The organism is Coriobacteriia bacterium (assembly GCA_003149935.1).
Lineage (GTDB): Bacteria > Actinomycetota > Coriobacteriia > Coriobacteriales > QAMH01 > QAMH01.
In genome coordinates, this window is sequence record QAMH01000008.1 from 1 (window position 1) to 13,612 (window position 13,612).

The window sequence follows — 13,612 nt, forward strand, 5'->3', positions numbered from 1 at the left end:
CGGGCGAGCAGGATGTGCTCGCGGGTCTGGGCCATCGGGCCGTCGGTGGCGGCGATAACGAGAATCGCGCCGTCCATCTGAGCAGCGCCGGTGATCATGTTCTTGACGTAGTCAGCATGGCCCGGGCAGTCAACGTGAGCGTAGTGACGCTTGTCGGTCTCGTACTCGATGTGAGCGATGGAAATCGTGATGCCGCGCTCGCGCTCTTCAGGAGCCTTATCGATGTCCTCGAATGCGGTGAAGTCGGCGGTAGCGGTGCCGTGCGAACCATCATTGTCGGAAAGCGTCTTGGAAATAGCCGCGGTCAGCGTGGTCTTGCCATGGTCGACGTGACCAATGGTGCCGATGTTTACATGCGGCTTGGAACGGTCAAACTTTTCCTTTTCAGCCATCATATCCTCCTGTTTGCTGAATTGCATGCGCGCATCCGTTCCTTGGAGTGCGCGTCATTACCAAAACTATCATTTTATACGTGCAAAGCCTCATTGTGAGGCGAAAAACCTGGTAGCGGCGATTGGATTCGAACCAATGGCAACACGGGTATGAACCGTGCGCTCTGACCAACTGAGCTACGCCGCCGTTTTAACTTCGCATAGCACGTCGTCTGCGGCGTCAGTGCTGTCGTCGCTTCCTCAGTCACGGCACCAAGGCCGCTCCTTCGGAATCGCTCCGCACTTCCTTGCATCCAACGCACTCTGCTCGTTCAAACCTTTCAAGCGCAGTATGCGCACCTAAAAGGCTCAAAACACAATGCATCGTTATCGACGCACTCTGCCCGTTCAAACCTTTCAAGCGCAGTATGCGCACCTAAAAGGCCCAAACGTTGCTCTAAGCGTTAAGTAAATGGAGCCTGTGATCGGATTTGAACCGATGGCCTCTTCCTTACCAAGGAAGTGCTCTACCCCTGAGCTACACAGGCAAAAGGTGGTGGGCGCGCATGGATTCGAACCATGGTAGGCAAAGCCAACGGGTTTACAGCCCGTCCCGATTAACCGCTCCGGCACACGCCCATCTTTGTGACTCACTAATCTGTATACGCTTTTCAAGCTGCGTGCGATGCGGGTCTAGCCGCATAGCGCACGAGATGATACCGCGCACACCAGATGTTGTCAACGAAAAAGCCGCTATACCACGCGTCCGGGTGTAGCTATGCCTTTCGCTGCATAAATGCGGCTGGTGCCAGCGGCAGGAATCGAACCCGCAACCCTCGGTTTACAAAACCGCTGCGCTACCGTTGCGCCACGCTGGCAAAACCGCGTCCGGCAGTGTATCACACTTGCTGGGCGACAGGGGGGACGGGGGTTATGTCACGCGAACCCAGCGTGACATAACCCCCGTCCCCCCTGTCGCCCAGCAAGTGTCTCATTCCCCCGCTCCACGCACGATTGCCTCGAGCTTGGCGCGCGTCTTGGCATCGAGCCTATCGGCTATAGTGCGTTTTTCGTTTGCCGCCAGGCGGGCAAGGGCGCGTCGCTCGTCCTCGACATCGACGCTGTCTGCGGTAAATGCAAGGGACGAAAGGCTCGCTACACCGCCTCCGAAAACGGTCGCCTGAATCGTGAAATCCGACGAAACAACCACAACTTCGAAACCGTTTTCGCGAGCATCGTGCGCGAGTCGCTCGATAACGCTATCGGCACTCACGCCCGCAGGCGAGAAAACGACGTCGATACCCGCCTTTCGCGTAGGGATGCCCGTCGAGTCGGGATTACCTGCCGCATCGAAAACGACCGTGCAGCGCTCATAGTGCTCCTGAGCAAGTTGAGCTGCATCGTTAATGAGACGCTCGCGAGCCTTGTTCCAGCCCTCCCCGCTTTCGTAATCGATGCCGAGATGTGCATAGCGTTCGTTGTTGCGAATGACGTTATAGCCGTCGACGATCAGAACTTGGCGGCGTTGCATTGCCTCATCCATTCGTATGCGAGGGCCGTGGTAGCCTGCGCGACGTTGAGCGACTCGACATGGCCCGCCTGCGGCAGGCAAACGAGCATGTCGCAGGTCTCGCGCGTGAGGCGAGCCAGCCCCGCATCCTCGGAGCCCATGACAAGCACGATGCGCCCCGAAAGCGGCGCATCCCAAAGCAAAGTCTTGGCATGCTCGCTTGCTCCGATAACCCAGAAGCCCTCCTCCTTGAGGCGCTCAAGGCTCTTGACCAGATTTGCCTCCTGCGCAATGGGCACATGCGCGACCGCACCAGCCGAGGTCTTGTACGTCGCCGTGGTCACACGTGCGCAGCGGCGGTTGGGAATGAGCACGCCCGCCGCGCCAACCACGTCGGCCGTGCGCACGATGGCGCCGAAATTGCCGGCATCCGTTATGTGGTCACAGGCAATGATGAGCGCGTCAGCGGCATCCCCCGCCAACTCGACGAGCTGCCTGAGGCTCGCATACTCGTATGGCTTGACCTGAGCGACGATGCCCTGATGAGCGCCATGCGATGAATAGGCGTCGAGCTCCTTACTCGTCGCGCGTTCGATGCGAATGCCATCCGCCTGCGCACGGGCGAGCAACTTGGAAGCGCGCTTGTCGCGAAAGGCCGCGTCGTTCGCGTAGATAACCTGCACGGGAACATGCGCGTCAAGGGCCTCCGCGAGTGCATGACGTCCCTCGAGATGCTCATTCTCCATAGCTGACTCGCGCTCCGTTGGCGGTGTCCTCGATGGTGAAGCCAAGCGCGGCAAGGCCGTCACGTACGGCATCGGCGAGCGCCCAGTTCTTCTCGGCGCGTGCCTGCGCACGAGCCTCGAGCAGCATATCGGCTGCCGCATGCGGGTCAGTTCCCGCGTAACCGCAGGTCTCGGCCGCCAGTTCGCAGACCTCCGCCGGCCACTCGTCGGCCTCGTCGCTCGGCATCGCGATGCCAAGGACGCCCATGAGGTCTTCGATGGCATCTGCGCTCAGAAGCGCCGCCTCGCGAGCGGTCGCATCCATATGGTCGTGCTGCTCGAGGAAGCGATTGCACTCGTTGGCAAACGTGAAGACCGCGGCCAGACCACCGGCAGTGTTGAAGTCATCGTCCATGGCCTCGACGAAATCGGCCTTCATGGCCTCGCGCGCCTCATCGAAACTCGCGCAGTCAACTTGATCGCCCTCGGCGGCGTTCTCGGCCGCCCAGCGCAGATTGCGCACCGTCGTGCACAGATGGCTGTACGACGTGTCCGCCTCGGCAAGGCGTGCATCGGAAAAATCGAGCGGCGAACGATAATGCGTCTGGAGCATGAGCAGGCGCAGCGCATTGGGATTGCAGGTGTCGAGCACGTCCTTGAGCAGCAGGAAGTTTCCCAGGCTCTTCGACATCTTCTCGGAGTTGATGCGCAACATGCCCGAATGCATCCAGTAGCGCACGAAGTTCTCGTCGTATGCCGCCTCGGTCTGTGCTTTCTCGTTCTCGTGATGCGGAAAGACGAGGTCGGAGCCGCCACCGTGGATATCAAGCGGCACGCCGAGATACTTCTGCGACATGGCCGAGCATTCCAGATGCCAGCCCGGGCGCCCCTCGCCCCAGGGAGAGGTCCAGTGCGGCTCCCCCGGCTTGGCGGCCTTCCAGAGCGCGAAGTCGAGCGGATCACGCTTGCGCTCGTCCACGTCAACGCGGGCGCCGCTCTGCAAGTCGTCGATGTTGCGACCGGAAAGCTCACCGTATTTGGAGAACGAGCGCACCGAGAAGTACACATCGCCATCGACCTCGTAGGCATGGCCACGGTCGATGAGACGCTGGACGAGCTCGATCATCTCGGGAATCTCCTGCGTGGCGCGCGGGCGCACATCCGGATCATCGATGCCAAAGGTGTGCATGTTATCGATGAACGCATCGGTATAGAACGCGGCGATTTCCTCGGGCGTCTTGCCCTCCTCCTGCGCACGCTTGATGATCTTGTCGTCGACATCGGTGATGTTCTGGACGAAGGCGACCTCGTAGCCGCGATACTTCAGGTACTTGCGCACCACGTCGAAGATGAGGAAGGTACGCGCATTGCCGATATGGATGTAGTTGTAGACCGTGGGGCCACACGCGTACATCGCCACCTTGCCCGGCTCGTGCGTCACGAGCTCCTCTTTGCGGCGAGTTGCGGTGTTGTAGATTTGCATGGTCACTCCTCGGTGCGGTCTTGCGTACGTCCGAATATCTTAACAGGAATGCTCATGCGGTGGCGGGGAGGTGACAGGGGGACGGGGCGGATTCTAGCGGTCATTGCACGCATGGAAAGGATGTGGTGCAATGGCTAAATACTCTATCGATGATTGGACGGCGGTCAAAGAGAGGCTTCGCGCGGGTGATTCGATCAGGGAGTGCGCAAGGCGGACCGGAATCGGACGTGGTGCCGTTTTCAAGTGGAGCCGAATGGACCGCCCTCCGGATCGGATGGTGCTTACAATGGACGCCGCGAGCTGCCCGACCCCGAGCGCAAGAACATCGCCCAAGCAGCGCCTGACATACGAGGACCGCTGCTTTATCGCGGCCCTTCTCGATGTCGGGCGCACCAACCAAGAGATTGCCGATAAAATGAACATCAGCAGGACGACCGTCGCTCGCGAGCTTTCCCGGGTGCAAGGACCCTACGATCCGAGGCACGCCCAGCTTGATGCGAGGAAGAAGGCGAAAAGGCCAAAACCCCGCAAGCTCGATGCCCGAGGCCCCCTCAGGGCCTATGTGCTGCAGATGCTTGCCAGCAGATGGTCGCCCGAGCAGGTCTCCAAGCGGATCGAAGAAGACTTCCCGGATGACGAGGAGATGCGCATAAGCCACGAGACGATATACCAGTCCCTTTATGTGCAAGGCTACGGGACGCTGCGCCATGAGCTCGGCGTCGAGTACGCCTTGCGCACCAAGCGCCGCGGTCGCAAACCGGCATCCAAGCTCCCCGCAAAGAACAGGCCCTGGCTTAAGGATGCGCATATATCCAAGAGGCCCCCGGAGGCGGGTGACCGCTCCATCCCCGGGCATTGGGAAGGGGACCTGATCATTGGAAGCGACCTGTCGAGCTGCCTCATAACCCTCGTGGAGAGAAGGTCGCGCTTCCTTTTGATGTCGAGGCTGACCTGCCATGACGCGGACACGGTCGCAGAGCGCATGGCGCAGATGGCCGAGGGGATCCCCGAGGAGCTCAGGCGCACGCTCACCTGGGATCAGGGGTCGGAGATGGCATGCGTGGACAGGTTCAAGCTCTCCTCTGGCTTCGAGGTGTATTTCTGCGATCCGCACTCTCCTTGGCAGCGGCCCACCAATGAGAATGTGAACGGGCTGATCAGGGAGTTCTTCCCCAAAGAGACTGACTTCACGGAGGTGTCGGACGAAGAGGTGGGCAAGGTGCGGTGGCTGCTCAACAACCGTCCGAGGAAGGTCCTGGGCTGGAAGTTCCCTTCCGAGGCTATGCAGGAAGTGTTGGCGGAAGGTGCAATGATCGCCTGAACCCGCCCCGTCCCCCTGTCACCTCCAAGACAAAAATGCCCCGGCGAGTTTTGTCTCATTCGCGTGAGAGGAGGCAGACTGCCTGCGCAGATGCGCCCTCACCGCGGCCCTCGTAACCCAGATGCTCGGTCGTGGTGGCCTTCACGCCCACGCTCTCGACGGGGATGTGCAGGGCAGCTGCGATGTTCGCACGCATCTGCTCGCGATACGGAGACATCTTGGGCTCCTGGAGCATGACGACCGAATCGATGTCCTCGATTGCATAGCCCTGTTCCCGTGCAAGCACACCCACATGTTCGAGCAGCTTGATGGAATCGGCATCCTTGTAGGCAGGGTCGGTGTCGGGAAAGAGCTTGCCGATATCGCCCGCGCGCATCGCCCCGACGATCGCATCCATGATGGCGTGTACGAGCACATCGGCATCCGAATGGCCGTCAAGTCCCTTATCGTATGGGATCTCGACGCCACCCAAAATGAGCTTGCGCCCATCGGCAAAGGCGTGCACGTCATAGCCTAGCCCGATTCGGTTCATGCGACGTCCCTTCCGGCAAGAGTCAAGATTGCGTGCCTATCATACACGGCAGCGTGCCTCATTCCTCACGCTGCGCGACGCGAGCGGAAAGGGCAGCAACGACCGGGCCGACATCCTCGGGAACCGTGAGCTTGATATTGTCACGCGGGCCATTGAACATGGCGACACGGCCGCCGATACGCTCGACGAGCGATGAGTCGTCCGTACCCAAAAAGCCGTCGAACATGGCTGTCTGGTAGGCGCGCCTGAAAATATCCGCACGGAAAAGCTGGGGAGTTTGCGCCACCCAGAACATGCTGCGGTCGGGTGTGGCGGAAATCAGACGGTCATTTACGATCTTGAGCGTGTCAACAGACGGATGACCCACCACGATACCATCAATATCAAGGTTGCCCTTGAGATGATTGATGGCGTGCGAGATGATTTCCGGCGTGATAAGCGGACGAGCGCCATCGTGCACGGCGATAATCTCATAGTCCTTCGTAAGCGACTCGAAGCCGTTCATCGCCGACTCCTGACGCTCCTCGCCGGAAGACGCGAATTCGATGGGCGTCACAAATGGATATGGGTCAATGGCCTTGCGGCAGTACTCCGCCTGACGCTCTTCAGGGCACACGATGACGATGACGCCGACATCGGGAACGGCATCGAAGGCCTCGGCCGACCAGGTAAGCACTGGCTTACCGAGCACTTCGAACAGCTGCTTGCCACCGGGATTGCGAAAGCGCTCGCCCTCACCACCAGCAACGATGATGGCTGCTGTCGAGGGATTCTTGGAGACATGGCCTGCAAGCAAGCTGCTCGCGTTTTCGAGCGTGTTGATCTGATGTACGTACAGGTCTACCTCGGCTGGCGTGAGGGCCGCCGAGACGGAAATCGGATCGATACCCACCTCGACCAGGTCTTTCGTGTCGTCAGCCATGACCCCTCCTCGCACGATATTATGCGTCTGGTGACTCGGCACCCTGAAGCGCGATGAGTCGGTTTATCTCGTGATCGATAGATTCGCGGGCGTTTTGCAGGGCCAGTATCATGCTCTCGAGCTGCGAGAACGACTTGAGCGGTCTGCCCAGCGTCTTGCTCTCACCGCCGAAGTAGAGGTCGATGACGTTTCGGCGTTGCGAGACGGTAATGGCGACAGTGTCGGTCTGAGCGCACATGCGCATGGCCGTGCGATGCCGCATGCCCGTTTCTTTGGTTTCATACTCCATCGTGGGAGACAGGTGCACGTTGGCGCGAACGATGCGACGCGCGTGGGCGTCGAGCAGAATCGCGCCGTCCATCTTCGAGAGCTCGAAGAGGCGATTGGGGGTGAAAGCGACGTCGATTTCGAAGCCACCATCGCTCAACGCGAGAACGGCGGCAAGATCGCCGATGCAGATGAGGGCGCCATTATCGGCGGAGAGAATCATATCGAGCGCGATGCGCAGGTCAGTACCAGGGGCGACCATCTCCATGACGTCGTCCATGCTCTGAATGACACCCATGAAGCTCCCTCCCCCTACTGCTGATGGTAGTTCAATCATAACACGCTATAAAAGAGACCCCCGGTATCAATTCGAATGGGGGGATGTGCCAAGGGGTCAGACCCCTTGGCACACGTTCAACCAAAGACGAGACAGCGCCCCTCGTGTCATTTCGACTGGAGCGGCTGCAAGCCGCGGAATGGAGAGATCTCGGAGAGATTTCTCGACTTCGCTGCCTTCGGCAGCTTCGCTCGAAATGACAGAAGGCGGCACCTCGTTCGCTTCGCTCGAAATGACAGAAGGGATGGCTGGATGCCACCCCTTCCTGACAATTGGCCATGCTTAATCGGCTGCTTCTGCGCTGCCCTGTGCCGGTGGAAGCGAACTTCCCGGCCCCGCACTTTCGAGCGCAAGCGTCTTGCGCTGCTTGAGCTTGGGTATCTCGCCCTCGCCCGGTGCGAAGACGAGCTCGTCTCCCACGTAATCGACAAGGATGATCGAGCCCTCACCCCACTTGCCCTCGAGCACCTCCTCGGAGAGCGGGTCCTCGATAAGGCGCTGGATGGCACGACGCAGCGGACGCGCACCAAAGGCGGTATCGGTGCCTTTCTCGGCGATGTACTTCTTGGCAGCCTCGGTGAGCTCGATGCTCATGCCCTGGACAATCAGGCGCTGGCGTAGGTCGTCAACCATGAGGTCAATGATTTGCTCGATGTCCTCGCTCGTGAGCGACTGGAACACGATCGTCTCGTCGATACGGTTGAGGAACTCGGGACGGAAGAGCTTCTTGAGCTCTGCCATGACCGAATCGTGAATCTCCTTATCGGACAGGCCGCCCGAGTTCGTGGTCGAGAAACCAAGCGGGTTCTCACGCGTAATCTCACGGGCACCAACGTTGCTCGTCATGATGATGATCGTATTGCGGAAGTCGACCTTGCGGCCCTGCCCGTCGGTGAGATGGCCCTCCTCGAGAATCTGGAGCAGCACGTTGAAGACGTCCGGGTGCGCTTTCTCGATCTCATCGAAAAGCACGACCGAATACGGCTTCTGACGCACGGCCTTGGTGAGCTGACCACCCTCGTCGTAACCCACGTAACCCGGGGGCGATCCGATCAGGCGACTGACCGTGTGCTTCTCCATGTACTCCGACATGTCGAAGTTGAGCAGCGCGTCCTCGGTGCCAAAGAGGAACTCGGCAAGCGCCTTGGAAAGCTCGGTCTTGCCCACGCCCGAAGGGCCGAGGAAGATGAAGGAACCCATGGGACGACGCGGGTCCTTGAGACCGGCGCGGCTACGGCGAATCGACTTCGAGAGCGCCGTGACCGCCTCGTTCTGTCCGATGACGCGCTCGTGCAGCGCATCTTCCATGCGGAGCAGGCGTGCGGTCTCGGCCTCGGTGAGACTCGAGACGGGAACGCCCGTCGCGAGCGAGACGACATCGGCAATCTGATCGGTATCGACGGTGGCGACGTTAAGCGCCGCCTCCTCGCGCCACTTCTCCTCGAGCTCGGCGCGTTCGCGGATGAGTCCCTTCTCCTTGTCGCGCAGGTGGGCGGCAGCTTCGAAGTTCTGGTGCCTGACCTCCTCTTCCTTTTGCGCGCGAAGCTTCTTGAGCTTGTCGGAAACCTTGGCGACGTCCTCGGGAATCGACATGTTGGAGATGCGCATGCGCGCACCCGCCTCGTCGATGAGGTCAATCGCCTTGTCCGGCAGGAAGCGATCCTGCACGTAGCGATTCGAGAGCGTTACGGCCGCTTCGATGGCGGCATCCGTGAAGTGGACGCGATGATGCGCTTCGTAGTGATCCTTGAGGCCGTTGAGGATGTCGATGGATTGCTCGATCGTGGGCTCCTCGACTGTGACCGTCTGAAAACGGCGGGCCAGCGCGGAGTCCTTCTCGACATGCTTACGGTACTCATCGGTCGTCGTCGCACCGATGACCTGGATCTCGCCGCGTGACAGCGGCGGCTTGAGGATGGCGGCGGCATCGATGGAGCCCTCGGCGCTACCAGCGCCGATGAGCGTGTGCATCTCGTCGATGAACAGGATGATGTTACCATCGTCCTTCACTTCCTTGACGACGCTCTTGAGGCGATCCTCGAACTCGCCGCGGTACTTGGAGCCGGCGACGAGTGCCGAGACGTCGAGCGTCACGAGACGCTTGTTGCGCAGCACGTCGGGCGCCTGTCCATCTGCGATGAGCTGGGCCAGGCCCTCGGCGACGGCCGTCTTGCCGACGCCAGGCTCGCCGATGAGCAGCGGGTTGTTCTTCGTACGACGCGAGAGGATCTGCTCGACGCGATCGATCTCGCGCTCACGGCCGATGACCGGGTCGAGCCCATCTTGCGAGGCGAGCTTGGTGAGGTCGGTGCCGAATTCCTCAAGCGCGGAGCCCTGGTTCGAGCGCCCGGGCTGCTGCGCGCCCATCGGTGCATACGGCACAGGAGTGGGTGCGCTGTTGATGAGCTCGGAAACCGCCTCGCGGACTTGATTGCCCTCGATGCCGATATTCGCAAGGACCTGCATGGCGACGCCATTGCCCTCGCGGATGATGCCAAGCAGCAGGTGCTCGGTCGAGATGTAGTTCTGGCCGAGCTGCAAAGTCTCGCGCAGCGCGCCCTCGAGCACGCGCTTGGCCCGCGGCGTGAACGGGATATGACCCGCTGCCGCAGGAGAATCCTGCTCGGTGATCTCCTTGATCTGGCTGATGACCTCGTCGTACGTGACGTTAAGTTGATGCAGGGCACGGGCTGCGATGCCCTCGCCTTCGCGAATCAGACCGAGAAGCAAATGCTCGGTGCCCACATAGGACTGCTCCAGCTCGCGTGCTTCCTCCTGTGCGAGGACAAGAACGCGGCGGGCCTTATCAGTGAATTTCTCAAACATACGCGGAAAGCCTCCTCGAAAAGAGAGCGGTGGTCTTCCCAGTATAGACATGTGGTCAAGAATAGCGATGACAAGACGATGACGGCTTCACTACGCCCCCGCGACGCCGATAGACGTTCGGCCCGCCGCTTCTAGCGGCTGCGGCAGAGATCCTTCGCTGGGATCGCTTCGCGATCCGCGCTCAGGATGACGTGGGAGGGGGCGCTTTACGGCGAGCGCTCGTCGATGACGTGGGTTAAATGTGCTCTTACACAACGTCAACAACAAAATCCTTGTCGTCCGACCCAGAGAATTCCTCTCGTGTTTTCTTAATGCCAACACCCTTGTCGGCAACTCCCGGAGGTGCCACCCCTTTCGGCTTCATGCCACACATTTCCTCGGCAATCCTTCGCCCACACCGCCCGCAAAACGAGCAGAACGCTCCACAGCTGGCCACCGTGAAAAGCCTCCTTAAAAAAGCTCGGGCCGGAGAGACCCGACCCGAGCAACGATGCCCCAGACATATGAACATCAGGGAATGAAGATAGTCGCCTGATGCCCCTTCTCAACCAGCTTCTTCGCACATTCCTCAACAGTGCCATACTCCAAGACTTTGGCTTGGCATGTCTGGACGCAAGAGGGAAGAAGGCCTCTCTCGGTGCGTTGTTCGCAAAGATTGCAAAGCTCTGTCGGATAGGCTATGTAATTCCAGTTCCATTTGCCGTCGGGGTTTTTGCGCGGGCGATCCTCAAGCACTTTGATTCCAAATCCGTCTACCGGCAATCCAAGCTCATTCCGACAGGCCAACTCACAGCTGTGGCAACCTGTGCAGTACTCGAAATCTAAGTACAGTGCATGCTGAGTCATTTCCCAACCTCCTTAGTGCTCTACGAGCTCTTTCTCATAGTCAATGGGGTCCTGCACGGGTCCGTCAACCGGCCTCCATGTCTCCTGAACTTCGAACTCAGCCTCACGGCTTCTCTCAAGAACGACGCGCTCCGGCTCGTTCGGGCCACCAAGCTCATGAACCTTCTTTATGTTGCAGATCATAGATTTGAAGGTATTGCCAAACCCTGTTTTTGCATTAACGCTATTCGGCATAAGCATGTTGATATTAGACTTCCAGTTGCCATAGAGATTCGGCTCGGAGCCTTCTTCTTCGGGATACCAAAAGCCATGCATACAGTGCACTACGCCTGGCTTGATCGTAGCAAGCACGCGGGCTTTCTGGCGAACAGCACCATATGGAGAACTGATTTCAACCCAGTCGCCTTCTTCGATGCCAAGCCTCTTGGCATCTTCTTCGTTCACATCGACCTCAGGCCAAGGAGTGATCTGACGCAGGGAAGGCACCTGTTTATGCTCCGAATGGAAGTAATTCTGCACCCGGGCGCCGGTAGTGAGCACAAAAGGATAATCGTTCTTCATAGTCTCGGGCATAGTGGTCGGTCCATAGGCTGCAGGCTCGTAATACGGGAGCGGATCCTCGCCAAACTTCTCATACATATAAGAATAGAGCTCCACACGTCCGGTCTGAGTAGGGAAGCCGACTTGTCCATCAGGGCGCAGTTTGCCCTCTTTATACTTGTAATATGGCTCGTTTGACATCGTTACCACGTTGTCACGGAGCTGATCCCAAGGAAGCCAGCTACGGAACACATGGAAGTTGTTGTAGGCCTCGTCGTCCTCGAAACGATTCCAGAACTCCGGGTAGGTCTTCTTGCCGACTTCGATCATAATCTCGACATCGGATTTGCACTCGCCTACTTGGACGCATTTGTTCTGCGCTCCATAGAAGGAAGCATTCAGACCGTAGTGGGTGACTACCATGCCATCATGCTCGATCGTCGATGCCACGGGGAGAATGACGTCGCAACATGCCATGATGGTGGGATTCATGAACAGGTCGACGGCGAAGTTGAAATCGAGCTTCTTCAGGGACTTCCACCAACGTTGCGGTTCGGCACCAATGGCCGTGCCTATAGGATTGGAGGAAACAAATCCTGCCATATGCATTTTATACGGGTTGTCTGTCTCAAGGCATTTCAAGAACTCATCAGGCTGCACCGTCCAGAGAACCTGTCCAACGCATGGGTACTTGTCGACGCCAATACGCTTTGTAAACCAAGTTTCAGGCGTCATTATGCCATGCTTGAGAGCCAGCTCAAGTGTGGAGTCCGTGGCATCATCAACCTTGTCGTCAGCAGAAATAGAACCTCCTTCACGCACCACGTTGCCTTGGTCATCGCCCATGCCGAGCGTAGTTCCACCCGGAGCATCCAGGAAACCGGTTATCGCCATGAGCGCCACGAGGCACATGCCGAGCTGCGCACCATTAGTGGATTCATCGGTTGCCAAGCCCCAAGCGACACTGGACGGCTTCGCGTTGCCGTACATGCGGGCAGCTCGCCAAATCTGCTCCTCTGGAACGCCGCAAATCTCGGCGGCACGGGATGGCGGCATCTCCTGCACGCGCTCGACCAGTTCGTCGTAGCCATAAGTCCACTTCTCGATGAAATCGTGATCCACAAGGTCGTCATGGGCAAGGACATAAATGAAGGCCATGGCGAGCGCAGTGTCGGTACCCGGGAGGACCTGGAGGATTTCCTCAGCGCGCGTGCCAAGCCAAGTAACGCGGGGATCGACGCAGATGATCTTCGTGCCAAACATGCGCATCATCTCGATTATCGCGTGCCCGTACAAGCCATCGGGGTTGGAGCGCAGCGGCTCCTTGCCCCAAAGGAGAATGACCTCTGGCGGCACGAATCGAGGATCGTCATAGCGATCTGGGAATTTAGCAGCGTAATCGATCTCGGGATAACCGCCGCCCATCATGAATGCTGTATTGGTCATACGGGGCCCATAACAGGACCATCCGGCCTGAGCATATACGGAGTTGGGCGTTCCGAATACGAGGTTTGCCCATTGCGGGTACCAATTATTGGCCTCACGTCCCGTACCGCCGAAAACGGCGATCGTCTCGGCGCCATACTTGGCTGTGATCTCCTTTGCCGCATTCGCGACCAGGTCGGTGGCCTCGTCCCAAGAGCATCGCTCCCATTTGTCTTGGCCGCGGTCCTCCTTGGCGCGCCTCATCGGATAAATGATGCGATCGGGGTGATAAATATACTCAGTCAACGCCAAGCAGCGCGGGCATAAAGACCCCTTGGTAATGGGATGGTCGGGGTCGCCCTCGATCTTCGTCACCCTGCCGTCCTTCACATGGACCTGCAGACCGCATCCGGTCGGATGGCATCCCGGAGGCGACCAAGCGCATGTTCTGAAAATCGTCTCTTCGTTTTCCTGTCGTTTCCATGGTTCTGTCATGTTCCTCTCCTC

General features: G+C 59.0%; 11 protein-coding genes and 4 tRNA genes. 1 reads left to right on the forward strand and 14 read right to left on the reverse strand.

Annotated features, from left to right (window positions below; all coding sequences use genetic code 11):
* From tuf to DBY20_07030, 8 genes are all read right to left on the reverse strand, one after another.
* Positions 1–392: elongation factor Tu (gene tuf / locus DBY20_06995; GenBank protein PWL78303.1), on the reverse strand; the 392-nt coding region annotated here is incomplete at its 3' end.
* Positions 393–502: 110 nt separating this feature from the next.
* A tRNA-Met gene (locus tag DBY20_07000) sits at positions 503–579 on the reverse strand.
* Between the two features lie 265 nt (positions 580–844).
* A tRNA-Thr gene (locus tag DBY20_07005) sits at positions 845–919 on the reverse strand.
* A gap of 6 nt (positions 920–925) precedes the next feature.
* A tRNA-Tyr gene (locus tag DBY20_07010) sits at positions 926–1,010 on the reverse strand.
* A 164-nt stretch (positions 1,011–1,174) separates the two neighbouring features.
* A tRNA-Thr gene (locus DBY20_07015) sits at positions 1,175–1,249 on the reverse strand.
* 113 nt (positions 1,250–1,362) lie between these two features.
* On the reverse strand, positions 1,363–1,914 hold the full coding sequence (locus DBY20_07020; GenBank protein PWL78078.1) for an RNA-binding protein: 552 nt from the start codon (positions 1,912–1,914) through the stop codon (positions 1,363–1,365).
* Positions 1,881–2,699, reverse strand: a complete 819-nt coding sequence (locus DBY20_07025; GenBank protein ID PWL78079.1) for a 23S rRNA (guanosine(2251)-2'-O)-methyltransferase RlmB — start codon at positions 2,697–2,699, stop codon at positions 1,881–1,883. Before DBY20_07025 ends, DBY20_07020 begins: the two co-directional genes overlap by 34 nt.
* Complete coding sequence (locus DBY20_07030; GenBank protein PWL78080.1) at positions 2,617–4,089, reverse strand: cysteine--tRNA ligase; 1,473 nt, start codon at positions 4,087–4,089, stop codon at positions 2,617–2,619. Before DBY20_07030 ends, DBY20_07025 begins: the two co-directional genes overlap by 83 nt.
* 130 nt (positions 4,090–4,219) lie before the next feature.
* Between DBY20_07030 and DBY20_07035 the strand changes: the two genes are divergently transcribed.
* Positions 4,220–5,410: an IS30 family transposase gene (locus tag DBY20_07035; GenBank protein ID PWL78081.1), complete on the forward strand. Its 1,191-nt coding sequence runs from the start codon at positions 4,220–4,222 to the stop codon at positions 5,408–5,410.
* A gap of 55 nt (positions 5,411–5,465) precedes the next feature.
* On the opposite strand, the gene DBY20_07040 is transcribed toward DBY20_07035, so the two are convergent.
* The 6 genes from DBY20_07040 to DBY20_07065 form a co-directional block, all read right to left on the reverse strand.
* Positions 5,466–5,942 (reverse strand): 2-C-methyl-D-erythritol 2,4-cyclodiphosphate synthase, encoded by a 477-nt coding sequence (locus DBY20_07040; GenBank protein PWL78082.1) that lies wholly within the window; start codon positions 5,940–5,942, stop codon positions 5,466–5,468.
* A 58-nt stretch (positions 5,943–6,000) separates the two neighbouring features.
* The gene (gene ispD, locus DBY20_07045; protein PWL78083.1) at positions 6,001–6,864 is read right to left on the reverse strand and encodes a 2-C-methyl-D-erythritol 4-phosphate cytidylyltransferase; all 864 of its coding nucleotides are present in this window, start codon (positions 6,862–6,864) and stop codon (positions 6,001–6,003) included.
* 19 nt (positions 6,865–6,883) lie between these two features.
* Positions 6,884–7,429, reverse strand: a complete 546-nt coding sequence (locus DBY20_07050) for a hypothetical protein (protein PWL78084.1) — start codon at positions 7,427–7,429, stop codon at positions 6,884–6,886.
* Positions 7,430–7,750: 321 nt separating this feature from the next.
* Positions 7,751–10,294 carry an NDP-hexose 4-ketoreductase gene (locus DBY20_07055; GenBank protein ID PWL78085.1) on the reverse strand — a complete coding sequence of 848 codons (2,544 nt, stop codon included), beginning with the start codon at positions 10,292–10,294 and terminating at the stop codon, positions 7,751–7,753.
* Positions 10,295–10,804: 510 nt separating this feature from the next.
* Positions 10,805–11,140 (reverse strand): oxidoreductase, encoded by a 336-nt coding sequence (locus DBY20_07060; GenBank protein PWL78086.1) that lies wholly within the window; start codon positions 11,138–11,140, stop codon positions 10,805–10,807.
* A 12-nt stretch (positions 11,141–11,152) separates the two neighbouring features.
* Positions 11,153–13,600: a dehydrogenase gene (locus DBY20_07065; GenBank protein ID PWL78087.1), complete on the reverse strand. Its 2,448-nt coding sequence runs from the start codon at positions 13,598–13,600 to the stop codon at positions 11,153–11,155.
* Positions 13,601–13,612: the final 12 nt, after the last annotated feature.

Excerpts from the sequence above, each read along its gene's own strand:
- DBY20_07055 (PWL78085.1), bottom strand. The coding sequence starts at position 10,294 with ATGTTTGAGAAATTCACTGATAAGGCCCGCCGCGTTCTTGTCCTCGCA.
- DBY20_07025 (PWL78079.1), bottom strand. The coding sequence starts at position 2,699 with ATGCCGTACGTGACGGCCTTGCCGCGCTTGGCTTCACCATCGAGGACA.
- ispD (PWL78083.1), bottom strand. The coding sequence starts at position 6,864 with ATGGCTGACGACACGAAAGACCTGGTCGAGGTGGGTATCGATCCGATT.
- DBY20_07060 (PWL78086.1), bottom strand. The coding sequence starts at position 11,140 with ATGACTCAGCATGCACTGTACTTAGATTTCGAGTACTGCACAGGTTGC.
- DBY20_07050 (PWL78084.1), bottom strand. The coding sequence starts at position 7,429 with ATGGGTGTCATTCAGAGCATGGACGACGTCATGGAGATGGTCGCCCCT.
- DBY20_07065 (PWL78087.1), bottom strand. The coding sequence starts at position 13,600 with ATGACAGAACCATGGAAACGACAGGAAAACGAAGAGACGATTTTCAGA.
- DBY20_07035 (PWL78081.1), top strand. The coding sequence starts at position 4,220 with ATGGCTAAATACTCTATCGATGATTGGACGGCGGTCAAAGAGAGGCTT.
- DBY20_07020 (PWL78078.1), bottom strand. The coding sequence starts at position 1,914 with ATGGATGAGGCAATGCAACGCCGCCAAGTTCTGATCGTCGACGGCTAT.
- DBY20_07030 (PWL78080.1), bottom strand. The coding sequence starts at position 4,089 with ATGCAAATCTACAACACCGCAACTCGCCGCAAAGAGGAGCTCGTGACG.
- DBY20_07040 (PWL78082.1), bottom strand. The coding sequence starts at position 5,942 with ATGAACCGAATCGGGCTAGGCTATGACGTGCACGCCTTTGCCGATGGG.